Below are 26,386 nucleotides of genomic sequence, written 5' to 3'. Positions count from 1 at the left end.
CTAAAATTTAAGCTTTTTAAAATGAATTACACTAAACTCTGTCTATTAGTGACAGGTTCCTTAACCTTTCTTTTTGTAACTCCAGCGCAAGCTGTCAACTTTGTTAATACTTTGTCCATCCCTGGAGAGACCCCAGATTTGTATCCCATCGGTAACGGGGCAGGCGGAGCGAATATCAATCGTTTGGGGATGTTTTCAGATTTGTACTATGATCGCGCTCAAAACGTCTATTATGGACTCAGTGATCGCGGTCCCGGCGGCGGAGTCATTCCTTACCAAACCCGGGTAGAAAAATTTACCCTGGACGTTAATCCTAACACAGGAGCGCTCAGTAATTTTAACATTGAGCAAACTATTCTTTTTACCCAAAACGGCCAATCATTTAATGGTTTGAATCCTCAATTGCTGAATGGAAATCCTAATACCCTAGGATTAAGTTTTGACCCTGAAGGCTTTGTGGTTTCTCGCAATGGCAATTTTTATGTTTCTGATGAATATGGGCCGTCAGTTTATGAATTTAACCCCAATGGCTCTTTTATTAGAGCTTTAACTATACCCGGAAATATTCTTCCTAGACAAGCTGACGGTACTCCCAACTATATGAGTGCTGTCACTGGTCGTCAGGATAATCGAGGGTTTGAAGGATTGGCTATTAGTCCTGATGGGTCTAAGTTATATGGTATGTTACAAGACCCTTTAGTAAATGAAGGTAATCCAGAGGGACGATACAGCCGCAATTTAAGACTGGTAGAATTCGATACCCAGACGGGCGAAAGTACAAGGCAATTTATCTATCAACTAGAATCCATCGCTGACATTAACGCGGGTTTTTCCAACCACAAGAATGATGATTTTAAAGCTAATGCACAAGGCCGTAATATTGGAATTAGTGCCATTGCTGCACTCAATGATGCTGAGTTTCTAGTTTTAGAACGGGATAATCGGGGTTTTGGTGTGGAAGCTCCTACTTTACCTAGCAATCCTCCTGTTGGTACTAAAAAAGTCTATAAAATTAGTCTTGCTGATGCAACAGATGTTAGCAAGGTTAATTTAACTGGAATCAATGATTTACCACTAGGAGTTAATCCGGTTAGTAAATCTTTATTTCTTGATATTGCTTCTTCTTTAAAGGGTGCAGGGCCAATTATTCCTGAAAAGCTAGAAGGTTTAACCATTGGTCCCCAATTAGCCAATGGAGATTATGCTGTAATAGTCGGCAGTGATAACGACTTCAGCGTGACTCAAAACAGTAGTAATGTTCAGTTTAATGTTTGTACAAATGGAACAACTGCTGATAGCAAAGTCGCTCTTAGTTCTCCTTGTCCCACAGGATTAAATTTAATTCCGGGTTATCTGCTCTCGTTTAAGGTTACCCAGAGTGAATTAGGAAATTTTGTGCCGCCTGAAGCGGTTCCGGAACCCTTAAGCATTTTTGGGATAGGAACAGCTTTAAGCTTTGGGACTTTTTTCAAACGAAAGCTATCTCAAAAAGCCGAGCAATAAATTAAACGTATTAGGCTAATTAATTAATTTTGGGTGGGTCAATCTCACCCTAAATATTTGGGGCTAAATTCAATCTAAACTGTTTAGACTCGCTTTAAGGATATCTTGAACTTCCATCACCGTTTGAGGTCGTTGTTGGGGATCAAATGCCGTTAAAGCATTAATCACACCAATTAAAATCCGAGGAACTCCAGCTTCTTCTAAATCGGCAAATTTTCCTTGAGAAAAAATATAAAACTTACTAGGACACTGGCGAGTTAGCAGATAGACTAAAGTAGTACCCAAAGCATAAAAATCTGACTGAATGCTAGATAACCCTTTTTGTTGTTCAGGTGCGCCATAACCGGGCGTAGCAATACGAGTCCCTGGCGGCGCAGTGGCTTCTTTAACGGCTCCAAAATCGATCAAGACGATCTCACGGGGATTATAACGCAGAAGTAGGTTAGAGGGTTTAATATCGCGATGAATGACTGGCGGGTTGCGTCGATGAAGATAGTCTAAAATGTCTGTCAGTTGTAAAATCCAGTCCACCGCTTGAGCGGTACTCAAGGGTAAAAGTTGCTCTAAGCTATAACCATGAACCATCTCCATTAATAAAGAATAATGTTGATCGGTCCAAAAAAAATCATAAAATCGGGGGATGCCTGGATGTTCCAGAGTTTGTAAAATTCTAGCTTCTCGCTGAAAAAGCTCTCGGGCTTTGGCTTTTGAAGCCATGTTACTATTCATTTCTTTGAGAACAGCGAGTCGGCGGATTTGGTAATTATAAACTAAGTAAGTAGTTCCCATGCCTCCTCGGGCTAGAATTTTGAGAACTTCATATTCCCATCCGGTCAGAGGATTACGAATAACACCTTGTCCTGCAATCAGGTGTCCATCCAATCGGCAGAAATTTAAACAACAAGGGTTCGGTAGACAGCACTCCAAGGAAGTTTTCCAATGAAAGACCTCATCTTATTTTATCAGTTTTCGCCGGCCAAGACCTACCGAATAGTACCAATTAATTTAAAATTAAGCTAGAGGTTGGTAAGGTTTGAGAGGGTTTTAAGCGGTTTAAATCAAGAGCCGGTTTGACAAGGCGGCACAATGATTTCCTAACACAGGAGTGATAAAGTCATGAACGTCAGTGAACTGATCAAGAAATATGCAGCCGGGGAGCGCAATTTTAGTGGCATCACCATTGAGTATGCTAATCTACAGGGCGTGACCCTAATGGGAGCGAATTTAAAGGGGGCTTGTTTAAAAGAGGCGGATTTAAGAGAGGCAAATTTAAGTCAGGCTGACTTAAGTAATAGTAATTTAGAAGATGCTGATTTAAGGAAGACAAATTTAGAAACCACTAATCTTCAGGCGGCTGTTTTGAATGGGGCAAGTTTTCAGGGGGCGAATTTGAAGGGAGCTAACCTAAAAGGAGCTTTTTTAGAACAGACTGATTTGAGGCAGGCTAATTTAAGAGAAGCTAATTTACAAGAGGCTCATCTCCAAGGAGCTTTACTCGAAGGCGCTAATCTAACGGGCGCAAATTTTCCCCCGACTCAACCTTCTTCATCAGAGCCGCTTTCTGCTAGGGTGAGTTCCCCTGAAGTCTTAGTGTCTGAGGTGTCTTCCCCTGAAGTCGGCCTCAGTGCTAAGGCGAACGAGGAGACGGGTGGGGGTGAGTCCCTTCCTGACGAGGCTAAGGAGACGGAAGATGCTTCTTCATTAGCAAACCTTAATCAGCCCGAGACGATGGAGCAATTAAAGCCGCTTACTGCCACCAGTGAGCCAAAATTGCCTCTTGAAGCCCCCAAGGTCGAACCCTCTGCTGTGCGGAACGAGTTCCGCACCCCAGTCAAGACACCTTCATCTCCACCAACAACTGATGCTCCCAAGGCTCGGATGGTGAACTCAGTTCCCTCTTCGCCACCGTCTCAGCAACCGTTTAAACCCTTATCGGCCACACCAAAAGAAACGCCTCAAGCGGCAAAAGTGACTCAATCGGAAAAAGACCTGTCAGTTGCTTCTGAGTCTCAACAAGCTCAAAGTTCGGCTCCTGCGCCTTCGAGAGCGGAGGAAACCGATACACACTCGAGCAAACCCCCCTCGTCTACTGAAAAACGCGCGCCTTGGAATTTATTTGGTCAACGTCAACCCACAGATGCTCAAGGGGATAAATAAAAATTTCCTTAACTTAACGGCCAAGATTTAGCCATGAGGGAATTTCTTTATTACAATAGAAGAAGCGGAGACAAATGTTTCCGTTCACTCCTCACACCACACTCCGCCCGGGCATTGTTCGGGCGGTTTCTTCTTGAGACTAGGGAGCATTAATGATCCTTGTCATTAAGAAGCTAAATTATTTATAAAATTATATACATTTTTGATTCAAAGCGGGTTTGTTTTCGCTATGGTAGAATTTGAGAGTATTGATTAGAAACGCGCTCGAGTAAAGGAATTCTGAGTATGTCAGCAGCAGCCGCAGTTACAGATGACAGTTTTAAACAAGAGGTTTTAGAAAGCGAAATTCCTGTGCTGGTAGACTTTTGGGCCCCTTGGTGTGGGCCGTGCCGTATGGTGGCTCCCGTCGTGGATGAAATAGCCGAACAGTACGCAGGTCAAATCAAGGTCGTTAAATTAAACACCGACGATAACCCTAATATTGCCAGTCAGTATGGTATTCGTAGCATTCCGACCTTAATGATTTTTAAGGGAGGCAACAAGGTTGACATGGTTGTGGGTGCAGTGCCTAAAACCACCTTGTCAAACACTTTGGAAAAATACCTTTAATCAGTTTCCTTTAGCCTTGACTCCTTCTGGCTCACAAAAGCTATTAACGAGTCTCAACATCTCTGATTGTTTCCCAGCCGCTCTTGCCTCTAGCATTCAAGAGCGGTCAATGCTATTTGGCTTTAAGGTTTTTGTGAAAAAAATGTATTGTAAATTATCAATGATTGCCCTTAAAAGTACAGTGGGCTACAATAAAATAGGCCTCAAATTAAGATTATGGTTTTATCAGACTCTCAAAACCATCACCACTCAGGAACAAGTTCCCGACCCGAATTAGAATTGAGCGAAGAATTGACACAATTTCTAGACCAGTTACCCTCTCACAAACATAACAAGTGGATTAAAAGGGCACTGGCTGTCTTGATGCGGATGGCCGAAGAAGACTTGGAGCGTTTAGACTGGAAAATATTAACGGCGGCCATAGAAGATATGGAGAGGGGTTTTCAAACCTTTTATCCCTATCGTCACACGCGAAAAGTGACAATTTTCGGTTCTGCCCGTATTTCTGCGCTTAGTTCAGAGTACCGTTTAGCGGTTGAATTTGCCCGTCGCATTACTGAAGCCGGCTTTATGGTGTTGACTGGGGGAGGAGGGGGTATTATGCAGGCCGGCAACGAAGGCGCAGGACGAGAACATTCCTTTGGTTTGAATATTCAATTACCCTTTGAACAGGTCAGTAATCATTTTATTGCTGATGACCCAAAATTGATTAATTTTAAGTATTTCTTTACTCGAAAATTGTTTTTTTTGCGGGAAAGTGATGCGGTTGCGCTTTTTCCGGGGGGGTTTGGCACCCAAGATGAAGCCTTTGAAACTTTGACCCTTTGTCAAACGGGTAAATATGGTCCAGCACCTTTAGTTTTAATTGATGAACCGGATGGGAATTATTGGCACATTTGGAATGAACAAATTTGTAATAATCTCTTACAACGGGGGCTAATTAATCCTGAAGACCTCAATCTTTATACCATTACCAATAATTTAGAGGCGGCTTGTAATACGATTCGTTATTTTTATCGAGTTTATCATTCCAGTCGTTATGTAAATCAACAATATGTGATGCGGCTTAATGATGAACTGAGTGATGAACAAGTAGAACAGCTTAATGAAGAATATCAAGATATTTTGGTAGAAGGAAGCTTTAAAAAAAGCCGTGCTTTACCTCAAGAAACCCGAGATGAAACGTCCCATTTACCCCGCTTGGTTTTTCACTTTAATCAACGAAGTTTTGGCCGCTTGTATCAAATGATTAATACCATCAATCAGTTTCAAACGGTTTCGACTATTGAAAAACACCCTGAATGGAAGTAAAACGCTCTTAGCCGGAACTTTAAAAGCATTTATTCGTCATTGCGAGCCATCTGGCGCAGCGACCTTTGTCCGGTTCGCTTCTTGAGTTTTATTGCTTGATCATTAATTCCCAAATTATTTTGTTATATATTTTGATGATATTTAGTTTTATTAGCTATGTTCAAAAATAAAATTTTTAAGTTTCTCATTGGCGGTGGTTTTGCAGCAGCCTTCAATATAGTTTTAATGTTTTTACTAATTGAATGGCTCGGCTTTAATACGGTTTTTTTACGCAATATTGCCAATGTAATTTCAATAGAATTGTCCCTATTATTAAGTTTTTTCATTTATCGAATTTGGGTTTGGCCAGGAGGGGTATGGACAGTTAGAGAGGTGTTATGGCGGCAAATTCCTCTCTATCATGTAGCGGCAGGAACGGCTATTATGGTTCGGATTTTTTTGCTCTTTCCTCTGCTAGATTGGTTGGGAATTAATTACGCAGTTAATACATTAGTCGGGGTCTTAGTTAGTGCATCTCTTAACTATTTAATCAGTGATCGCCTAGTATTTAAAACGCCCATTAAAACCGCTCAAAAACCCCATGAGCCAATGGAATTTTCCCAAGCGATTTATTATCCAGAAGGGTTGGCTCCGGCGCTGGAAGAGAAAACTATTATCCCAACGGATTCGACCCAAGAAACTTCTAAAAAAATTAAGCTTTTTTCCCTTGTTATTCCGGCTTACAATGAAGAAAGTTGTATTCAAGCCACAGTGGAATCTATTAGTCAGCTTTTAGAACAAAGACAGATTGACTATGAAATTTTAGTGGTTAATGACAATAGTCGAGACCGCACAGAAGAAGTTTTAAAGCAACTCTGTGATGAAAACCCACGAGTAAATTATATTAACAATTACTATCCTAATGGTTACGGTTTTGCCGTGCGTTGTGGTTTAGAAAATTTTCGAGGCGATGCAGTAGCAATTGTGATGGCTGATAGTTCTGACTCACCAGAAAATATTGTAGATTACTATTACAAGCTGCAAGAAGGGTATGATTGTGTATTTGGTTCACGCTTTATTCGAGGAGGTAAAGTCATTGACTATCCCGTTCACAAATTAATCGTTAACCGCTTGGCCAATGCCTTCATTAAAGTTTTGTTTGGCTTAAAACTGAATGATACAACTAATGCGTTTAAAATTTACCGTCGAGAAGTTATCGAGGGAATTTCTCCTCTGATATCTCATCATTTTAACTTAACGGTAGAAATGCCGCTTAAAGCCATTATTAGAGGGTATTCATACAGCATAATTCCTATTACTTGGCAAAACCGAAAAAGAGGAGTCTCCAAGCTGAAACTCAAAGAGATGGGAAGCCGCTATCTATTTATTGTTCTTTTTATTTGGCTGGAAAAATATCTTTCTCGGGGAGATTATGTTCTCAGTCACCTAAAATCCTCAAATTCTTATTTGAAGTAAACTGGTAATTAAAAAATATCTAGCACGGCGGCTTCGGTTGCGAACTTAAAATCTCTGTGTTTGACCTAACCTGAATTTTTAGCCGCGATATTGAGGAGTAATTCTGAATGATTTTCAAGAAAAATTTAATAATCCCTAATCAAGTAATTCTATTTATTTATTTAATTCCCATTGCTTTAGTGATTTGGTATGTTTATCGTTTTGGAGTCAATGTTCCTTTTTATGATGACTGGGCTTTAGTTTACTTATTTGAGCAATTGCATAAGGGCACAACCAGTTTTAATGATTTTTTTGTTCAACATAACGAACATCGAATTGTTTTTCCTAAAGTCATTTTTGCTATTTTGGCTTTTGCGTCAAATTGGAATATTAAACTAGAAATGTATTTTAGCGTTTTTTTAAGTGTTATTAATTTTTATTTAATTTATAAAATTTCTGAATTTAGTTCGAGAGAGAATAAAAATTTTTTTCATTTATTCAATATTTTAACTTGTTTTTTATTGTTTTCTTGGGTTCAGTATGAAAATTGGTTATGGGGGTTTCAAATAGCCTGGTTTTTTATTAATACTTGTTTTATTTTAGCCGTTTTTTTTCTAACTGTGCCGCCAAATTTTTCTCCTTTTTTCAAACTAACGATGGCCGGTTTATGCTGTTTTATCGCGAGTTTTTCTTCAGCACATGGTCTTTTATCTTGGCTGGCTGTTATCCCCTGTGTTTTAGCAGTTGAAGGAAATAAAAAACAAAAAATTATTAGGCTGTTTATCTGGGTAACACTTTTCGGGTTATGCTGTCTTATTTACAGTTTTGGTTATCACAAACCGTCTTATCATCCAAGTTTATTTTTTGCTTTAGAACATTTTTTAATAGCATTGGAATATTTTTTTAGTCTTTTAGGCGCATCAATCATTATCGTGAATTACGTTCAAACAGGAATTTTAATTGCCCTGGTTTTTCTGTTTTTTAACTTTTATACCCTAAAAAAATATCGTTCACAATTTGCTCTTGATGTTACTCCTTGGTTGTCAATCGGTTGGTTTACTATCCTGTTTGCTTTATTAACTACTCTAGGCAGGTCTGGCTTTGGAGTTGGACAAGCGCTATCATCGAGATATACCAGCATTTCAATTTTGCTAATTATTTCTTGCCTGCAAATAGCAAGATTATTCATTATTAATACAACCTTTTTGTTAGAAAAAAAAATATTTAAAAAATTTGCTTTATCTGGAATAACCGGTATTTCTATAGTTATTATAATTTTTATGTATGATAATGGAATTTCAACAGGTTTGTCAGCTTTCCAATCAAGAACTATAGCTAAAGATTGCCTAACAGTAATTAATTTTTTCGAGCCATCTTCCTTTGTCAATAAATCAGATCAAATTTGCTTAAAAGACATTTTTACTGACTTTAAGCTTTTAAAATATTTGTCTGTCAAAATAGATACTATAGGATTTATAAATTTAAATGAAAAGATAACATTTAATCCTACGCCAATCCAAAATTATGGAGAAATTGAGCAACAATCTAGCAGGGATAAAACAGCAACTCTGTCGAAAAATCAGAGTTTTGAAATTAAGGGTTGGGCTACTTTACCTAAGCCTCAGCAACTGCCACCTCTAATTTTATTATCCTATGATGACAAGCAATCATTCTTTACTACGGCTAGTATGGTTGAATTCAACCAGTCCAACCACACGATTAAATGGCAAGCTCAAATTTCTCCTCAGTCTCTTCCTTTAGGTGAGACGATGCTGAAAGCTTGGGTGTATGACCGAGAAAATAAACAATTTGTTAAGTTGAAAGGAGAAATTAAAGTGAATGTTATCTAGGTTTTCTCCATTTAAAAAACCGCCTCTTTGTTTAAAGTTGGCGGTTTTCTATGAGTTTAGCCTGATAATTTTAGATGATTAGGTCTACAGAGAAGACCCTAAACCTGCATAAGCGCCGTAGAAGAAAAGACCTACTACAGCAATTACACCTAAACCAGCAACAACGGCTACTACCCACAAGGGAATACGTCCTTCTGCAAACATTAGTGATACCTCCTACTTTCTCCTAACTTGAACTTTGATTAATTGAAGAAATAGCTGGAGAATAAGATCCCAAGAACAGCTATCAACAGTAAACCTAAATAAAGAGAAGTCCGATTTAATTCAACTGGCTGTCTATTCGGATTAGTATTTCTGTCCATTAGTATTCTCCTATCTTTGAATAAACTGCATGGCAGCGATCGCGCCTATAAAGAATACCGTAGGTACAGCTAGGGTATGAACCGCTAACCATCTAACGGTAAAAATGGGATAAGAAACGGGTTGATTTCCAGTGGTATTAGCCATGATCTTTATCCTATTTAAAACAAACTACTTATTAAACTCTTTGATTTGCTGATCGGTGTTATAGCGCTCTTTTAGGATCGGTAACTCTAAGCGATCCTGAGTAAAATACTGGTCCGGACGAGGTGTACCAAACACATCATAAGCCAGTCCAGTGCTAACAAATAGCCAACCCGCGATAAATAACATGGGAATGGTGATGCTATGAATTACCCAGTAACGAATACTGGTAACGATATCAGAAAATGGACGCTCTCCAGTAGTACCTGACATGAATTTTTTCCTCCTATTGACTCTTTTAAAAGTCCAATTTACATGATCAAGATTTACCTTGACTAGCGACAAGGCTTAAGCGGCTTCTGTGGGGGGTTCATATTTTAGTAAAACACCCTTTTGACCTAGGACAAACCCTTTTTCGGAGTTAACAAAGACAATTTTATAAAGGTTAGAGGGGACATTCTCTACCTCTCGGTCTTTTTCCCAAGTTTTGCCATTATCAAAGCTTACCAATAAGTTGCCACTTCCACCAGCTATCCACATTTCTTCTGGCGTGCGGTAGGAGAGATCCAGCAACCCCCAACTGGTAGAAAATTCTGGATAGAGGGCTTCGTCCCAGGTTTCCAGGTCTTCTGGGCTGGTAAACTGTAATTGTCCTCCCCGGGCGATCAACCACAGACCCCCGTTATCAGCATAACCCATTGTTTGCAGACGACGCGAAGAGTTGCGGTTATGGGGTGTCCATTCACTTTGTCCGGGTTCCCAAGTCGAGTAAAAGTTTCCTCGGGCAGAAACCGCGACATATTTCCCGTCAGAAGAGCGTCTGATATTACGGGCAACCCCAACGGCTCCTTCTACTAAAGCTTTCCAAGTGCGCCCACCGTCAGTGGTGCGATAAATCGCCCCTAAATCTGTTACCATTTCGGCAGTTTGGGGAGCCAGAGCAACAATATTATATGGGGCACCGGGCAATTTTTCACTCAGGGGGATACGGGACCAAGTTTGGCCGCCATCTTCGGTATGTAACAAAATGGCCGGTTTACCGGTGATCCAGCCTTCATCTCCATTAAAGCTAACCCCGTCAAAGCTGACTTTTTCTTCCCCTAAGTCGAGTTTCCGTTCTTCCCAATTGTCGCCGCCGTCAGTAGTTTCAAATAGGGTTGCTTGTGTGCCCACTATCCAACCATGATTAGGATCACTGGTAAAGGCAACATCAGCAAAGGTTGACTCGGTTTCTAGGTTGATGAGCTTCCAAGGATTATAGCTAGTCGAAGCAACTTTACTACAACTGATACAAAATAAGGAAATGGTTAGTATTATTAAGATTTGTTTTAGTTTTCTCATTAATAAATTCATCGTCTACTGATCTAGTGTGTCCCTGATTTGAACAATTAAATACAGGTGATCGCCCATGAGGGATTACCTTTTTCAACTTATTTCAGGGATAATTCTTCTCAGACTTAGCTAAGACCGTACAGACTGAGGAAGAACAAAAACGCTAACGCCAAAGCTCCAAAAATCAGGAGATTTTTTTGTCCGGGGGTCAGACGGTTTACCCCAAACCCATAATTGAGGTTGTCTGCAAAACCTGAAGGGGCATCAACTGCACCAACATTGACAAACTGGGATTTGGGAACCCCACACACGGGACAGCGCCAGCTAACGGGTAATTCCTCAAAGGGAGTGCCGGACGGAATATTTCCTTTACCATCTCCCTTTTTCGGTTCGTAAACGTAGCCACAGGCACGGCATTCATGATTGGCCGGGGCTTGTTCGGCCAGAGTTAGTTCTTTAGGTCGATCACTCATTAGCTTAAAGGGAGCAAACCTTAAAATCTCTGTTACAAATTATCGCACAAAAGTTAACAATTTTAATTTTGTCCCCAGAGAAAAACCGTTAAAATTGCTATGACGACTATCTTTGAGACAGACAATCCTTATCTATATAGAGAGACTTAACAAATTCAGTCAGGGATGTTTCCTGATTTTGCTCTTACTCCTGCTGAGATTTTGATAAGCTTAGTGGGACAATGAAACAGCCCTGCCCTTTAGTCCTGTCATCACTTGTAAAGCAAAGGTTTTTAGGAAAGGTACACGACACATCATCCAAATTCCTAAGCGGCGCACCGCTACGACTGGCAGCCAATTGTTAGAAAAAACTCGGTCTAAAAAGTCGGTTACCCCTAGAATGGCTAAATTTTCGGGTTTTCTCCAAGTTTCATAGCGTTCTAAGACTTTTACGTCGCCGATATCTTCTCCTCGTTGGTAGGCTTCTTGCAACACTTGGGCTAAAGCGGCTACATCTCTTATTCCTAAATTTAACCCCTGTCCCCCGACGGGATGACAACAGTGAGCCGCATCTCCGACTAATGCCAGTCGAGGTAACACATAGCGATCACTCTGCATTAATTGAACGGGAAAGACTAGCCGCTCGCTATCGAGTTCAATTTTACCCAACAGTCCGCCGGTGTGTTTTTCTAGAAGCGTTAAAAATTCGGCTTCGTCTAATTCTTGTAAAGCTTTTGCCCTAGCATGAGGGGAAGTCCAGACGATCTGACATCGGTTGCCGGGTAGGGGTAAAATGCCCATCGGTCCAGTGGGCCAAAAACGCTCAAAAGCAATATCATTCTGGGATGCTTGATGTTTAATGGTAAAGGTGACGCAAGACTGCCAATATTTCCATCCTCGGGTTTTGATGCCGGCAAGAGTGCGAATGGGTGAGCGCGGTCCATCGGCTCCGATCACCAGTTTTGTGCGGATTTGTTGTGGTTTTCCTTCAATATTTACGCTTAAGGTGGCTTGTGAGAGTTGATAGTCCACTCCGGTTACTGCGGCTGGACATAACCAGGTAATATTAGGGCAATTGCCGATAAATTCTTGTAGGGCAGTTAAAATGACTTGGTGATCGCCGACATAGCCTAAATAATCTGTGGCTAGGTCTGTGGTGTGAAATTTAACCACTTGAGGATGATCGGCATCGGACAGGCGGATCTTGCTAAATTTGCCAATATGTGGTAAGATACTATCCCAAACTCCTATTCCTTCTAAAATCCGTCCTGAAATGAGGGATAAAGCATAAGCGCGTCGTCTGGCGGCGGCTTGTGGTAGCGGTTGAGCTTCAATGATAGCAATTTTCAGTCCAGAGGCTTTTAAGGCGGCGGCTAGGGTTGCTCCGACGATCCCACCCCCAACAATTGCTAGGTCATAATCTAGGTTAATTTCAGCTTTTGAGAGAGGATAAGTTAGCGGTTGCTCTGTCATTGTGATCGGATCTAAAACGATAGGGAAGTTTACGTTATTTTTATTGTGACGCGAAATCTTTGGGGAATCAAGCGAGTGGTAGGAGTATATCTCAAATACAATGAAAAAGAAGTTTTTGTTAAAAAAAAGTGGCTTTTGGGGACTTTTGCTCAAGGCTAATTACTCGAATTTGAGATTCGGCTACTTCTACAGTATCTTGAAAAATTAACCCTTCTACACTATATCCATCTTCTTGCCCTTCAGGCATGGGATAATATTCAACAATTGTACCAATACTACCTTTCTTTAAGTTATATTGGGGTATATCTTGGGTTAATTGAATTTGAGAGAAAAGAGGAAATGGCATTTTTTATTTCTCCTTATGCAGGAAATAGGGTGATAAATTTAGTGATTGTGTCAGTTATTATCCAAATAGTTTTTACTCTTAAAATTTTACCATTAGGACAGGTTAAGAAACCAATAATTTGATATTTTTGTCCATATTGAGTTTTAACAGTTGGTTGAGCTTCTAAAATTAAAATTTGTTCTCGTAAATCTTTTTCTAATTGTTGCCAGTTATCTAAAGTATAACCTCCTTGAGCTAAATATTGAGATTTATCATCTTTAGGTAAAAATTTCAATAAATACTCTGTTAATTTTTCTTGAGCAATTACTGCATTAGGGTCTAAATACATGAATGATTTAGGGAAGGAATTTAGTAGACAAAATTGTATTGATTGGGGAAAGCGGTTGATCGATCATGCGTTAATCTGTTATGCAGAAAAAGGAAAGGCTTGTTATCAACAAATCAAAGATCATGGCGGCAGGGAAACTATCTATCAAGAAGATGACAAATTTTATGAAAAGTATGAGGATGTATTCGTCGAAACTCTTCCTCCTATTGTTGAGTTAGTCGGAGATAGCAACGAAACTCCATCTAGTCAATTAAAACTTCCTATGTCTGTATTGACACCTGTCCCCCAGTATATCGGGGGTACATTACATTAACCTGCCATAATTTCCTTACCTACTGCCTCATAACAACTCCAAGCAAATTTGGCTCTTGAATCTGAGATATCTTTAACGATAACCCCTTTATCCGAAGCCTTTTCATAAGCTACCAGCAAGGGAATTTCCGACTTAAAGATGGGAAGTTTTAACTCTTCTAGGGTTTTTCTTGCTTCTCGTCCATTGCGGGTACGGGCATCCACTTTAGTTAATAAGATTTTAAAATTAGCTTTTAGAGGTTGCAACAATTCCACCGCTTTGACAGTCACATCTACATCGAGATGATTAGGAGTGGTCGGAATGACTAATAAATCACTCCCTTGCACTAAATCTTCTAATTCTTCGGCTTCTGGTCTAGCTTGAGTATCAGTAATAATATGAGTATACTTAGTAATTAATCGAGTTGAGCCGGCCTGTGAAGCGACAAAAAACGGAAGGGTATCTTCTCTAGACCAGTGTAAGGCCGAACGATTTTTATCAGCATCGATCAACAAAGTCGGGGCTTTCTGTTGTAAGTAAGCCGCTATATGGATCGCAGTTGTTGTTTTTCCTACTCCTCCCTTCAAGGCGGTGACGGCAATAATCATTGATCACTCTCACAAATGTTTGGTAGTAAGTAGTTTACCAAAAGTCGCTCAATTTAATTGTTAATTTTAGACCCTACCCTTAAAGAGCGGCTTCTCATCATCGCTTGCTTTAGCCAAAAGCGTGAACCGACACATCTTGTCCCCATCATATACCCGTGCTTTTTTCTTGGCGGCTTTGCGCGAGACAAGCCAATTTTCACCCCTGTAAAATTCAATAAAGGACAACCTTCAAAAGATTGTCCCTACTCTTTAGTATTTAACTCTAAAAACTCACCTTAGTTATAATTATTCCCATTTCCATTACTTTCTTGGGATTGATAACTGTTAACTAATAAAGTCAATCGATCATCTTGACGTAAAGGCTCAAGGTCGGCATTATTTTGAGCCAATTCTAAATAAGTTGGCGGATAAATTTTAATGGCTTTTTCTAGACTATAAATGGCTTCATCAATATTGCCGATTTTGGCATAACAGCAAGCTTGATTATACCAAGCATATTCATCTAATGGTTCTATATCTAGGGCATCCTGATAACAGGAAATCGCCTCAGTAAATCTTCCTAATTCTTGCAGGATAACCCCTTGCTGATAGGAAGCCCAATAATCATTCGGTTTAGCAAGAGAAGCTTTTTTATAATTGGTTAAGGCTTCTTCTTTGCGTCCCCAGTTACGGAGAGCATCGCCCCGACGATACCAAGCCCAGTAGTCATTTTCTCGCAATTCTAAGGCTTGATCATAACAAGCGATAGCCGCTTCATAATGACCCCATAAACGCAACGCCTCAGCCTTACGATAAAAAGCCCAATAGTCTTTGGGGTTAGCTTCTAGCGCTTTATCAAAACACTCGATCGCCTTCTGGTAATCTTTAATTTCTTCCAGATAGAGACAACCTTGATCATACCAAGCCCAATAATTAGCTGGTTGAACTTGTGAAGCGTTTTCGTAGCTGGCTACTGCTTCATCATAACGTCCTAATTCTTCTAGAGTCATACCCCTTCTATACCATGCCCAATAATCTTTAGGATAATATTCTAAGGCTTTTTCGTAACTCAATAACGCATCATCATATAATTTTCTTTGCAGGAGAACATTCCCCTGATAATACCAGCCTCGATAGCTATCTGGACGGCATTCTAAAGATCGATATACTGTAATTAATGTTAAGTTTGTCATGATTTGTTGATTTTTGCTTTAGGAGCTATTAAGTATTTAGAGTTTTGTAGCCGTGTTAGAGAGTCAGTCATTAAGTATGTTTACTAATTTGATCATTCATAATTCTTAATTCAACATTTGAAAATTTTCACCTTTATGCTTCCTTCAGATTTACTCATTTACCGACAAAACGGAGAAACCCTAGTCCCTAAACGTTTACCCATCAATGACAGTTCTTTGGCTCTAGCCATAGATCAAATTAACTGTTTTCAAGCGTCTAAGGGAAAGACACAAGGAGAACTTGAGCAAAAGTTGCAAGAATTAGAAGGAGATAGCCCAGATTACCGAGTAAAACGGGGAATTGCCCATTTATTGAAAAACAGTTTTTCGACTTTTGAGATCATTAGTCCCATAGATCCTCAACTGTTACGTCAACGGGTATTTTCTCACGCCTGTACTACAGTGCCCATTCCCAAAAATCGAAATCATACTTTAGAAGGATTAGCTTGTAATCTGAGTAACGAACTAAAACGGGAAGTGTTACCTTCAGAAATTGAAAAAGGACTTTATGCCGATCTTTTAGATAATCGTATCCTAACCCAGTTTGAGCCGCCAAGCCCAGAAGAGTTGATTCATCGCTATAACCTTTCTCAAGTTCAAGGGATTTTTTACCGAGCAAGTCATATTATTATTAATGCTCATCGTAATGATCCGGGTGAGTATAAACTATTATTTCGCTATCTCAAATTGTTTCAATTGATGGCTTATATTGAAGGGGATGCGGATACGGGATTTACCATTACCATAGATGGTCCGGCCAGTTTATTTAAAGCGAGTACCCGTTATGGGTTAGCGATGGCAAAAATGATCCCGGCGTTGTTGCACGTCAGTAAGTGGAGTCTTCAAGCCAAATTAGAATATAAAGATCCTTATACCGGTGGCGAAAAAACCAAGCGTTTTAGTCTCGATGATGGTTGTGGGTTAGTGACTCATTATCCCAAAGGCAAGACTTATGACAGTATGTTAGAGGAGTCTTTTGCTAAACGCTGGAATAAGTTAAATACACCTTGGCGCTTGGAAAGGGAAGTGCATTTAGTGCCTTTACCAGGGAGTGTGATGATTCCGGATTTTCGTTTAGTTCATCCAGATGGACGCGATTTTTTGCTAGAAATTGTCGGCTATTGGCGGCCAGAATATTTACAAAAGAAGTTTTATCAAGTCTGCCGCGCTGATGCGGATAATTTGATTTTAGCGGTTTCTGAGCGGCTCAATTTGGAAAAAGCAGGCGTTAAATTTAAGGATGTGCCGGCGCGAATTATCTGGTTTAAGGATAAGTTGTCTCCTCAAGCGGTGTTGAATGTTTTAGATTAAATGATGTTCGGCCCGGGGAGGGGAGATCTAACCTTAGATATTCAAGGAAATTTTAAGGTTTTTGCTGTTTAGTCTCGGGAAAACTCTCATTAAAATTGTAGGTGAGAAAAGATAAGGGCCTATGAACGGATCAACTGCAACTCTACTAATATCCTGTCCCGATCAAAAGGGTTTAGTAGCAAAATTTGCTAATTTTATCTACGCTAATGGCGGTAATATTATCCACGCGGATCACCATACCGATTTCTCGGCGGGTTTGTTTTTAACGCGCATTGAGTGGCAGTTAGAAGGGTTTAATCTGCCTCCAGAAATGATTAATCCGGCTTTTGCCGCTATTGCCAAGCCATTAGATGCTCGTTGGCGGCTTCATTTTTCTGAGGTTATTCCCCGTATTGCCATCTGGGTGACTAAGCAGGATCATTGTTTATTAGATTTATTGTGGCGGCAACAAGCCGGGGAACTTCCAGCATCCATTCCTTTAATTATTAGTAATCATAGTCAACTGAAATCGATTGCTGAACAGTTTGGCATTGATTTTCATCATATTCCCATTACTAAAGAGACTAAGTTAGAACAGGAAGCTAAACAGTTAGCGTTGCTGAGAGAGTATGGAATTGATCTGGTGGTTTTGGCTAAGTATATGCAAATTTTGAGCGCTGATTTTGTGCAAAAATTTCCTAATATAATTAATATTCATCATTCTTTTTTGCCGGCTTTTGCGGGGGCTAATCCTTATCAAAGAGCTTACGAAAGAGGCGTAAAAATTATTGGGGCAACGGCTCATTATGCAACCGCCGATTTAGATGAGGGGCCGATTATTGAACAGGATGTTGAAAGGATCAGTCATCGAGATACGGTTGCCGATTTGATTAGAAAGGGAAAAGATTTAGAAAGAGTGGTCTTAGCCAGGGCGGTTAGGTTACATTTACAAAATCGGATTTTGGTGTATAGCAATAAGACGGTGGTTTTTGCTTGATTTTTAGAAAAATTTCTCGAGCAGATTCTCCTATTGTCCTCAATTAAATTGATAAAAAAAATTAGATGTTAATGACGGCTTTAACATCTAAAAATTCATTTAATAAAAAAAATTAAATTGATTAAGGCTTTAACAGATCTTTTTACTGATCATAAACCATCAGTTTTTCCCAACTTTTTCAATTAAAAGCCATTCATTTCCGGCTACAGAAATCACATATAGCAACCCCCAAGTAGGATAGCCTTAAAAGTTAAAATCTATTTACGGCAAGAATTTGCCTTTGGTTAGATTTTTCCTCGATTTCTTTATCCCTGTTAACTATTAATCCAATTATTAAACTGGTTTAACCTAGCTACCTCTACACCAAAAACTTCGGGTAAGTCATCTTCAAAAGCCGGTAAAAACGTTGATTTATGGACTGGAGTCCCGATTTTTAGACTCTAGTTAACAAAAGATCTGCCTGCCTATCAATTTATACAGCATTAGGTTTCCAGATCACTTTTATAAAAAACAGACTCATTCAATTAAAGTATATTAAAAATCTAGTCTCCGAAGCAAGGGATATCGAAAATGGTTCAAAACCTATAAGCAACAAGCATTCCATGTCTAATTCACTTCGGGGATGCCCGAAGTTTTTTTAAAAACCTACGGACCTTTTTCCCTTTTTGCGCTGTCGAACTCAGCTTAAGGAAAAATCTGCATATTTCCAAGCTTCCTCAAAGCGTTTTTGTAGGGTTTTTGCTGCTTGGACTTTTCCCTGTGCCTGTAAACTTTGAATTAATCCATATAATGACCAGCCATTTTCTGGATAAATTTTTAAATCAGTGCGAAACGCTTGTTCAGCTTCACTGAGACGGTTAGCCTTAAGTTCGATCATACCCAGTAAATAGTGGGTAGGACTATACCAGTCTGGAGGTTCAGTATAGATTAAGTTATCTTCTATATTAACGGCGGTTTTTAAATAAGCGATGGCCTGATCATAATTACCCTCATTGGCGGCAATTTCTCCAGCCAAAACATTAGTAGCTAGTTTGAGAATTTCCCCAGCAAAATTAAAGCCCCAAATTTTCAGGTTTTTTAGAGAAGGGTCGTTAGCAAGTGCCTCTAACTGTTGGAGTTCTTGCTTGGCTTCACTTAAATTCCCTGTGGCGGCTAAACTCATTCCCTTGGCATAGTGCCAAACCCCTGTAGGATATTTGAGGTCTTGATCTGGGGCAGGAGTTGCCAAAATTTCCGACCATTTGCTGAAGCGAATTAGGGTGTATAGGGGAATAACTGAGAAATGTTGCAAAGCACCAGCATAATTAGGGTCTCGCATCAGTTTTGGCTCTACCATCGCTGTTTGACGGGCTGCATTGAGCGCAATTTCACTTTGTCCGTTCATTAAGGCAGCAAACCAGAGAAAATGATGGTTATGCGGCATATAGGCGGCGGTATAAATACTGTTTAGCAGAGGATGTTTTAAATAATTTTGATCAGCTTCAATGGCTTTTTGATTGGCAACCACTGCATCATGATAGCGTCCAACTCGGATGTAAATGTGGGAAGGCATATGAACCAGATGTCCAGAGGCAGGGACTAAATTTTGAAGGCGATCGGCGGCTGAACTTGCTTGTTGAGGCCGTTCTTTTTCTACGGCGTGAATATAAAGATGATTAGCTCCCGCATGATTGGGATGTTTTTCTAATACTGATTCGAGAGTGGTCAATATTTCGACGGTTTCAGGCTTAGGCGATCCGTTTTCCTGCCAATAATTCCAAGGCATGGTATCCATGAGGGCTTCGGCGAATAGAGTGGCCGCATCCGGATCATCAGGATATTGTTGGGCGACTTCTCTCATGGCGTTGGCGTAGGCTAAATCTAGCATCGATCTATCTTGAAGGGGTTGATGAGAGTAGCGTTTTGCCAAGGCCTGAATGTAGGCCTGTTCTTTGGCTGTGGCCTGCTGACTCAAGGCGATCGCCCTATTAAGAGCATCCCAAGCTTCTTGGTTGACTTCATCTGTCATCGGCGCGTTAATATTAGGTCCGAGTACAAACGCTATTCCCCAGTAACACATAGCACAATTAGGGTCAAGTTTTGCCGCTTGTTTAAAAGAACGGCCTGCCTCGGCATGATTAAATCCATAAGCTAAAATTAACCCTTGATCAAAATATCGCCCTGCCAGGGATGATTGAGTGGAAATGGGATGATGATAATTACCAAGATTGTCGAACAGAGGAGCCGTATTCGAGAGAGATTCAGGGGTACTCGCTTGAGGAACTGGTTCCCCACTGGCATTAACGCTGGCTATCAAAGAATGATGGGGTGAGGAAAAATATAATGTTAATCCTAGAGTGATTAAAAAAGCTAAGATTGAAAATTTACGGGACATATATTGATTTTTTTTAGTCTTTATCTGAGAAAACTGATTACAGTTTATGATAGATACTTTACAAGACAACAGAATTTCTAGCACACCCAAGCCAAGAGAGTAGAGAGGTTACAGGCACCGTCTCTACTCATCTTTCATCTGTATATATCTTAAATTTGATCGTTATACCGTTGCCATGCTTTCCGCTTCTTTAGCTTCCATCGCCAGAATTAAGTCTAGCATACGGCAAGAATAACCCCATTCGTTGTCATACCAAGCGACCACCTTAAAGAAATTAGAATTAAGTTCTATGCCGGCTCCTGCATCAAAAATACTGGAATGGGGATCTGTGGTGAAATCGGTAGACACTACATCCTCATCGGTATAGGCTAAAACGCCTTTTAACGCGCCTTCAGATGCCGCTTTCATCACGGCACAGATTTCTTTGTAGCTGGTGGCTTTCTCAGTCTTAAAGGTTAAGTCCACCACAGACACATCAGGCGTGGGCACTCGTAAAGCCATACCCGTTAATTTCCCTTTTAACGTGGGGATCACCAGTGTAACCGCTTTAGCCGCTCCTGTAGAAGCAGGAATAATATTTTGGGCGGCTCCCCGTCCACCGCGCATATCTTTTTTAGAAGGTCCATCCACAGTAGGTTGAGTCGCTGTCATGGCGTGGACTGTGGTCATTAACCCTTCTGCTAATCCAAAATTATCATTAATCACTTTAGCCACTGGGGCCAGACAGTTCGTGGTACAGCTTGCATTAGAAACAATTTGATCTTTAGCGGGATCAAATTCATGATGATTCACACCCACCACAAAAGTCTTCACTTTATCGGGGTCTTTAGTCGGTGCAGAGATAATGACTCGTTTGGCTCCGGCGCTGATGTGTTTGTAAGCCCCATCATAATTGGTAAATAATCCTGTTGACTCAACCACATACTGAACGCCAAGGTCTTTCCAAGGCAGTTCTTCAGGATTTTTAATCGAGAAACAGCGAATCAACTTACCATTGACGACGATCCCCTCTTCTGTGGCTTCTACTGTGCCCCGGAAACGACCATGAGTCGAGTCATATTTCAATAAATAGGCGATATTTTCGGGGGGAACTAAATCATTGATCCCAACAAATTCTATCTCAGGATGGTCGATGCCGGCTCGAAATACCAGTCTGCCAATTCGACCAAATCCATTGATGCCGACTTTAACTTTTGCCATCTGAAAAACTCCTATTTCGGTTAATCGATCTGAAATTGTCAAACAAGAAACTGTAAGTTTTTTAGCTTCAATTTCTTTTTTTCTTGGCTACAGGGGAAAAAAGAACAAGCCGCTATTTTTACTATAGTAATTTTTTTGGTGAACAAGATTAATCATTTGTCAGAGCTTCCAAGACATAATAACTTGAGATTGTCACGGTTTAATTCTATAGTCAGTATTTACCTCGGGTTATCATCCCCAATTATAAATATCTCCTGGTACAACCAAATCGGAAAAGATTCAAAAATTTACAATAAAAGCCTTCTAGCCGCCTCTTCCTCAAGACATACAAGACCGATAGATTTTTCATTGTACCCCATTTCTCTAGGGTTCATAAACTTTCTTGAAGGCTATTTTCCTATATGCCTGACTCGGGCCAGGAAAAAATAAATAAAACCTTAAGAAGCCGATCAGACTTGACATCAATAAACTCTGATAATAGATCAAGCTTAAGACAGAAGAATTAATTTTAAGAAAAATTTAAAGTTAAGTGGTAAGATTGATAGTCATCGGCTAAACTAAAGCTTAATGATTGTTTAACATAATGGGGTTAGTTTAAGATTATTAATTTGAAAAATGAGCAGATGGCTTTTAACCCTAACATAACCTAAATAAATGACAAATCCTGTAAAAATCTTATTGTCAGAACTTAACCAATAACAAACAGGACAAGGGAGAAAACATTAATGGTAGCAGCACCAGAGAAACCCATTTTAGAACAGCAGCCCTTATCTGCTGAAGAACTGCGGAAAATAGATGCTTACTGGCGTGCCTGCAATTATTTAGCCGTTGGTATGATTTATCTTAAAGACAACCCCTTGCTCAAAAGACCCCTGCAACCAGAAGATATTAAAGCTCGTCTGTTGGGACACTGGGGAACCTCACCCGGCTTAAGCTTTACCTACGTTCATCTTAACCGCCTAATTAAAAAATATGACCTAGATATGATCTTCTTAGCCGGACCCGGACATGGCGCACCCGGGGTACTCGGCCCAGTGTACTTAGAGGGAACCTATTCAGAAATTTACCCCGATAAAAGCGAAGACGAAGAAGGGTTGCAAAAATTCTTCAAACAGTTCTCTTTTCCGGGCCACATTGGAAGTCACTGCACCCCTGAAACCCCCGGCTCAATTCATGAAGGCGGGGAATTAGGTTATAGTGTTTCTCACGCCTACGGTGCTGCCTACGATAACCCGAATTTAATTGTATCAGTGGTGGTGGGTGACGGAGAAGCCGAAACCGGACCTTTAGCGACGGCTTGGCACTCCAATAAATACCTCAACCCCATTCGAGACGGGGCTGTATTACCGATATTGCACCTAAACGGCTACAAAATTGCTAACCCCACCATTCTCGCCCGCATTAGTCCAGAAGAACTCGAAAGCCTCTTTATTGGCTATGGTTACACTCCTTATGTAGTAGAAGGAGATGACCCTCACATCATGCACCAAAAGATGGCAGCTACCGTAGAACAGTGTATTACCCAAATTCGCAGCATCCAAGAAGAAGCCCGCAGTAGCGGCGTGGCAAAACGTCCTCGCTGGCCGATGATTATCTTGCGTACTCCCAAAGGATGGACAGGACCCAAAGAAGTCGACGGCAAAAAAGTAGAAGGGTTTTGGCGGGCGCATCAAGTCCCGATGGGAGAAATGCAAAATAACCCTGACCATTTAAAAATGCTAGAAGACTGGATGAGAACTTATAAACCCGAGGAACTCTTTGACGAGACGGGTAAACTCATTCCTGAACTCAAAGAACTCGCACCCAAAGGCATACGGCGGATGAGTGCTAACCCCCATGCTAACGGGGGAATTCTGCGAAAAGATTTAAAATTACCGGATTTTCGCGATTATGCGGTGAGTGTCTCAGCAGCCGGTAAAGAGGAAGTGGCTAATACCGGCTTACTGGGTGAATTTTTGCGGGATGTAATCAAAAATAACCCTACCTCTTTCCGTCTTTTTGGTCCTGATGAAACAGCCTCTAACCGTCTTCAAGCCGTCTATGAAGTAACCCAAAAAGCTTGGTTAGCCAACTACTTAGCCGAAGATGAGGGCGGCAGTTTATTATCACCTGATGGTCGAGTCATGGAAATGCTCAGTGAGCATACCTTAGAAGGATGGTTAGAAGGCTATCTTCTGACAGGTCGTCATGGGTTATTTCATACTTATGAAGCCTTTGCTCACGTCATCGACTCCATGTTTAACCAACACGCTAAATGGTTAGATATCTGTAAACATGAAGTAAGTTGGCGAGTGCCCATTTCTTCTTTAAATATTCTCCTATCTTCGGTGGTTTGGCGGCAAGACCATAACGGGTTCAGCCATCAAGACCCCGGTTTTATCGATCTAGTGACCAATAAAAGTGCAGAAGTAGTGCGGGTATATTTGCCCCCTGATGCTAATTGTCTGTTATCTGTGGCCGATCACTGCCTACGCAGTACCAATTATGTCAATGTCATCGTCTCTGACAAGCAGAAACACCTGCAATATCTGAGCATGGATGAAGCCATTAAACACTGCACCAAAGGCATAGGCATTTGGGAATGGGCCAGTAATGATGATCGTGATAAAGAACCGGATAATCCCGATGTAATTATGGCTTGCTGTGGTGATATTCCCACGATGGAATCTTTAGCCGCTACTGCCATTTTACGCGCAGAATTCCCTGACCTAAAAGTCCGTTTTATCAACGTCGTTGATCTATTCAAATTACAATCAGAAAGCGAACATCCTCACGGGTTATCTGAGCGAGATTTTGATGGTTTATTTACCCAAGATAAACCGATCATTTTCAACTTTCACGGTTATCCCTGGTTAATCCACAAATTAACCTATCGCCGCAGTAACCAAGAACGCATCCATGTGCGAGGTTACAAAGAAAAAGGCAATATTAACACCCCCCTAGAATTGGCCATTAATAACGAAATAGACCGCTTTAGCTTGGTGATCGATGTGATCGATCGCGTTCCTAAACTCGGTTCGGCGGCGGCTTATGTCAAAGAGCGCATGAAAAACGAGATCATCGATAACTTACACTATGCCCGCACTCACGGCATGGATAAAGCGGAAATTTTGGATTGGAAGTGGCCTTATTAAATTAGTCAATAGTCATTAGTCAATAGTCGTTAGTCAATAGTCAATAGTCAATAGTCAATAGTCGTTAGTCAATAGTCATTAATTGGTCGTTAACAGTCAATCATGATTAAATAACTAATGTAAGCTCTTTCTTAGTGCCTCTACATGACAACTAATAACTAATGACTGATGACTAATGACTAATAACTAATGACTAATGACTAATAACTAATGACTAATAACTAATGACTGATGACTAATAACTAATGACTGATCATTCACGACTAATGACTGATGCTGATCACTAATCCGCCCGCCACAATTAACCATTAGTAAGACATTATTGAGGATAAAAATGAGTCATTTAATTGCGATCGCCTACGACGATGAATTCAAAGCCGAAGAAGTGCGCCTAACTTTGGCAAAACTTCAGAGAGAACATCTCATTGAATTAGAAGACGCAGCCGTTGTTGTTAAAGACAAAGATGGTAAAGTAAAACTCAAACAGGCTGTTAGTTTACCGGCTGCCGGTGCGGTTAGTGGCAGTTTTTGGGGACTATTGATCGGAGTATTATTTTTTGCGCCTTTAGTCGGTGCGGCGGTTGGTGCGGCTAGTGGTGCCCTAGCAGGTGCATTACAGGATATTGGGGTTGACGATGATTTTATGCGGGAATTAGGAGAAACCCTACAACCGAGTTCTTCTGCGCTATTTGTCTTAGTCAGAAGATTTACACCCGACAAAGTGCTAGAAGAAGTTGCTCCCTATGGCGGTAAAGTTTTGCGGACTTCTTTAAGCAAGGACCAAGAACATGAACTTCAAGAAGTGCTTTCTAAGCGAGAAATAAAAACCGACGAACTCGCCGCCGCCGTTTAGATTACATTTTTTAGGGTGGGCCTGATGACCTAGGTTAAAGCATTTTAACCCACCCAACTCGCGATTCAATGAACCCACTACAATAGAAGTAGACCGTTGTATGGTTCTATTTTTTTCGTCTTTGGATAATACTATGGAAAAGATCGCCCGTCTTTTTCTAAGCACAACCGTAATTGTTTTGTCTGTAGTCACCGTGACTGGACAGTCTAGCAAAAGTTTAGCTCAGATTCGGGGTCAAGGAACAGAGCAATTTTTTGATCGGGGAAATCAACAGATTGAACGAGAAATTCAACGTTTGCAAAATCAACAACAACAACAGCTAGAACAAAAAGACCCCAAACAACAAACATTAGAGATCCAAACACAACAAAACCCGAACCCGAAAAAACCAGAAAACTCACCACAACAAGAGACCTTACCTTCTAATCACCAAGATTCTAATACACCCGAGACTCAGCCTTAGCCAACCGAGGTAAAATCAGAAAAAATTTAAAATTCCTCTAGGAAAAATTATAGAGCATATGTATTAGTTTTAGGCGTTCATCCTAAAACCGGATTGGCTAGATTGTTTATCGAAGATGCGCTATAGCACTACGCATTAAAGTTAGGACATGGCGAGAAGATAAAACCTTGTCATAATCAACTGTTGCCTGTTGCCTGTTGCCTGTTCCCTAGCGCGTAGCGCTATAAAAGAAATTATTCCTTTAGTTTCTTGTCCTATTTTATTGGCTTATGATCGCGAATAAAGTTGATGTACTTTTGTTACAAAAAGTTGCCTGAAAGATGAGTAAGTTTTCAGAACCTTAGTAGATTTACTGAGGCTTTTTTGCTTTGAACCTGCTAATAAAAGTTTAGGCTAATTTAGCCTCTTAAACCTATATCTATCAAACCTTTAACTGTTTTCGAGGTTAAACCTATAGTAGAAAAAGCTTTCAGCCTTTTTTTTCCAAGTTGTTTTTCTAAATCCCGCTAAATAGTCTAAATTTTGCTTTTTTGGTAAAAATATTAAAAATTGTAATTAACGCTGCTACTTAATCAAGCAATCATTTAAACTTGAGGTATAAATACTTATTTAAGTATGAACGAAATTCAATAACTGCATAGCTAAAACTGATAGGTCTAAGACAC

General features: G+C 40.3%; 26 protein-coding genes. 12 read left to right on the top strand and 14 right to left on the bottom strand.

Annotated features, from left to right (window positions below; genetic code table 11):
* Positions 1-21: 21 nt before the first annotated feature.
* The gene (locus CYAN7822_RS21810; protein WP_013324422.1) at positions 22-1,503 is read left to right on the top strand and encodes a PEP-CTERM sorting domain-containing protein; all 1,482 of its coding nucleotides are present in this window, start codon (positions 22-24) and stop codon (positions 1,501-1,503) included.
* A gap of 69 nt (positions 1,504-1,572) precedes the next feature.
* Here the strand turns inward: CYAN7822_RS21810 and CYAN7822_RS21805 are convergent, their stop codons facing one another.
* Positions 1,573-2,385: a serine/threonine protein kinase gene (locus CYAN7822_RS21805; protein ID WP_013324421.1), complete on the bottom strand. Its 813-nt coding sequence runs from the start codon at positions 2,383-2,385 to the stop codon at positions 1,573-1,575.
* A 234-nt stretch (positions 2,386-2,619) separates the two neighbouring features.
* Between CYAN7822_RS21805 and CYAN7822_RS35325 the strand changes: the two genes are divergently transcribed.
* The 5 genes from CYAN7822_RS35325 (at position 2,620) to CYAN7822_RS21780 (ending at position 8,864) form a co-directional block, all read left to right on the top strand.
* Positions 2,620-3,660 carry a pentapeptide repeat-containing protein gene (locus tag CYAN7822_RS35325; RefSeq protein ID WP_013324420.1) on the top strand — a complete coding sequence of 347 codons (1,041 nt, stop codon included), beginning with the start codon at positions 2,620-2,622 and terminating at the stop codon, positions 3,658-3,660.
* Between the two features lie 285 nt (positions 3,661-3,945).
* Positions 3,946-4,269, top strand: a complete 324-nt coding sequence (trxA, locus tag CYAN7822_RS21795) for a thioredoxin (RefSeq protein WP_013324419.1) — start codon at positions 3,946-3,948, stop codon at positions 4,267-4,269.
* Between the two features lie 216 nt (positions 4,270-4,485).
* On the top strand, positions 4,486-5,580 hold the full coding sequence (locus CYAN7822_RS21790) for an LOG family protein (RefSeq protein WP_013324418.1): 1,095 nt from the start codon (positions 4,486-4,488) through the stop codon (positions 5,578-5,580).
* Between the two features lie 156 nt (positions 5,581-5,736).
* A complete protein-coding gene (locus CYAN7822_RS21785) occupies positions 5,737-7,035 on the top strand; it encodes a glycosyltransferase (RefSeq protein ID WP_013324417.1) in 1,299 nt (432 codons plus the stop codon).
* Positions 7,036-7,214: 179 nt separating this feature from the next.
* A complete protein-coding gene (locus CYAN7822_RS21780) occupies positions 7,215-8,864 on the top strand; it encodes a hypothetical protein (RefSeq protein WP_157871836.1) in 1,650 nt (549 codons plus the stop codon).
* A gap of 84 nt (positions 8,865-8,948) precedes the next feature.
* Here CYAN7822_RS21780 and CYAN7822_RS21775 read toward each other — a convergent pair whose 3' ends face one another.
* From CYAN7822_RS21775 to CYAN7822_RS21740, 9 genes are all read right to left on the bottom strand, one after another.
* A complete protein-coding gene (locus tag CYAN7822_RS21775; RefSeq protein WP_013324415.1) occupies positions 8,949-9,068 on the bottom strand; it encodes a photosystem II reaction center protein J in 120 nt (39 codons plus the stop codon).
* A gap of 38 nt (positions 9,069-9,106) precedes the next feature.
* A complete protein-coding gene (psbL, locus tag CYAN7822_RS35900) occupies positions 9,107-9,226 on the bottom strand; it encodes a photosystem II reaction center protein PsbL (RefSeq protein WP_013324414.1) in 120 nt (39 codons plus the stop codon).
* A 10-nt stretch (positions 9,227-9,236) separates the two neighbouring features.
* Positions 9,237-9,371: a cytochrome b559 subunit beta gene (gene psbF, locus CYAN7822_RS21770; protein ID WP_013324413.1), complete on the bottom strand. Its 135-nt coding sequence runs from the start codon at positions 9,369-9,371 to the stop codon at positions 9,237-9,239.
* Between the two features lie 24 nt (positions 9,372-9,395).
* On the bottom strand, positions 9,396-9,641 hold the full coding sequence (gene psbE / locus CYAN7822_RS21765; protein WP_013324412.1) for a cytochrome b559 subunit alpha: 246 nt from the start codon (positions 9,639-9,641) through the stop codon (positions 9,396-9,398).
* A 75-nt stretch (positions 9,642-9,716) separates the two neighbouring features.
* Positions 9,717-10,709, bottom strand: coding sequence for a photosynthesis system II assembly factor Ycf48 (locus tag CYAN7822_RS21760; protein WP_041933922.1), 993 nt, complete (start codon positions 10,707-10,709; stop codon positions 9,717-9,719).
* Between the two features lie 116 nt (positions 10,710-10,825).
* Complete coding sequence (locus CYAN7822_RS21755) at positions 10,826-11,173, bottom strand: rubredoxin (protein WP_013324410.1); 348 nt, start codon at positions 11,171-11,173, stop codon at positions 10,826-10,828.
* A 210-nt stretch (positions 11,174-11,383) separates the two neighbouring features.
* A complete protein-coding gene (locus CYAN7822_RS21750) occupies positions 11,384-12,625 on the bottom strand; it encodes an FAD-dependent hydroxylase (RefSeq protein ID WP_013324409.1) in 1,242 nt (413 codons plus the stop codon).
* Positions 12,626-12,743: 118 nt separating this feature from the next.
* Positions 12,744-12,971 carry a DUF4926 domain-containing protein gene (locus CYAN7822_RS21745; protein WP_013324408.1) on the bottom strand — a complete coding sequence of 76 codons (228 nt, stop codon included), beginning with the start codon at positions 12,969-12,971 and terminating at the stop codon, positions 12,744-12,746.
* A gap of 13 nt (positions 12,972-12,984) precedes the next feature.
* The gene (locus tag CYAN7822_RS21740; RefSeq protein ID WP_013324407.1) at positions 12,985-13,299 is read right to left on the bottom strand and encodes a DUF6883 domain-containing protein; all 315 of its coding nucleotides are present in this window, start codon (positions 13,297-13,299) and stop codon (positions 12,985-12,987) included.
* Between CYAN7822_RS21740 and CYAN7822_RS21735 the strand changes: the two genes are divergently transcribed.
* Complete coding sequence (locus CYAN7822_RS21735; RefSeq protein WP_041933342.1) at positions 13,298-13,612, top strand: hypothetical protein; 315 nt, start codon at positions 13,298-13,300, stop codon at positions 13,610-13,612. The genes CYAN7822_RS21740 and CYAN7822_RS21735 overlap by 2 nt on opposite strands.
* Here CYAN7822_RS21735 and CYAN7822_RS21730 read toward each other — a convergent pair.
* A complete protein-coding gene (locus CYAN7822_RS21730; RefSeq protein ID WP_013324405.1) occupies positions 13,609-14,199 on the bottom strand; it encodes a ParA family protein in 591 nt (196 codons plus the stop codon). The genes CYAN7822_RS21735 and CYAN7822_RS21730 overlap by 4 nt on opposite strands.
* A 275-nt stretch (positions 14,200-14,474) precedes the next feature.
* Entirely contained in the window at positions 14,475-15,371 is an 897-nt protein-coding gene (locus CYAN7822_RS21725) for a tetratricopeptide repeat protein (protein WP_013324404.1), read from the bottom strand.
* 135 nt (positions 15,372-15,506) lie between these two features.
* On the opposite strand from CYAN7822_RS21725, the gene CYAN7822_RS21720 reads away from it, so the two are divergent.
* Positions 15,507-16,721 carry a DUF790 family protein gene (locus CYAN7822_RS21720; protein ID WP_013324403.1) on the top strand — a complete coding sequence of 405 codons (1,215 nt, stop codon included), beginning with the start codon at positions 15,507-15,509 and terminating at the stop codon, positions 16,719-16,721.
* A 121-nt stretch (positions 16,722-16,842) separates the two neighbouring features.
* Positions 16,843-17,697, top strand: coding sequence for a formyltetrahydrofolate deformylase (gene purU / locus CYAN7822_RS21715; protein WP_013324402.1), 855 nt, complete (start codon positions 16,843-16,845; stop codon positions 17,695-17,697).
* A gap of 679 nt (positions 17,698-18,376) precedes the next feature.
* On the opposite strand, the gene CYAN7822_RS21710 is transcribed toward purU, so the two are convergent.
* Positions 18,377-20,071: a tetratricopeptide repeat protein gene (locus CYAN7822_RS21710; RefSeq protein WP_013324401.1), complete on the bottom strand. Its 1,695-nt coding sequence runs from the start codon at positions 20,069-20,071 to the stop codon at positions 18,377-18,379.
* Positions 20,072-20,233: 162 nt separating this feature from the next.
* Positions 20,234-21,271 carry a type I glyceraldehyde-3-phosphate dehydrogenase gene (gene gap / locus CYAN7822_RS21705; RefSeq protein WP_013324400.1) on the bottom strand — a complete coding sequence of 346 codons (1,038 nt, stop codon included), beginning with the start codon at positions 21,269-21,271 and terminating at the stop codon, positions 20,234-20,236.
* Positions 21,272-21,996: 725 nt separating this feature from the next.
* On the opposite strand from gap, the gene CYAN7822_RS21700 reads away from it, so the two are divergent.
* The 3 genes from CYAN7822_RS21700 to CYAN7822_RS21690 all read left to right on the top strand — a co-directional run bounded on the left by CYAN7822_RS21700 (position 21,997) and on the right by CYAN7822_RS21690 (position 25,721).
* Positions 21,997-24,405: a phosphoketolase family protein gene (locus tag CYAN7822_RS21700; protein WP_013324399.1), complete on the top strand. Its 2,409-nt coding sequence runs from the start codon at positions 21,997-21,999 to the stop codon at positions 24,403-24,405.
* A gap of 334 nt (positions 24,406-24,739) precedes the next feature.
* A complete protein-coding gene (locus CYAN7822_RS21695; protein ID WP_013324398.1) occupies positions 24,740-25,258 on the top strand; it encodes a DUF1269 domain-containing protein in 519 nt (172 codons plus the stop codon).
* Between the two features lie 100 nt (positions 25,259-25,358).
* Positions 25,359-25,721 (top strand): hypothetical protein, encoded by a 363-nt coding sequence (locus CYAN7822_RS21690; RefSeq protein WP_013324397.1) that lies wholly within the window; start codon positions 25,359-25,361, stop codon positions 25,719-25,721.
* The last annotated feature ends 665 nt before the right edge of the window (positions 25,722-26,386 follow it).

The sequence above is a fragment of the Gloeothece verrucosa PCC 7822 genome (assembly GCF_000147335.1).
Taxonomy (GTDB): Bacteria; Cyanobacteriota; Cyanobacteriia; order Cyanobacteriales; family Microcystaceae; genus Gloeothece; species Gloeothece verrucosa.
This window is presented reverse-complemented; position numbering and strand designations above follow the sequence as displayed.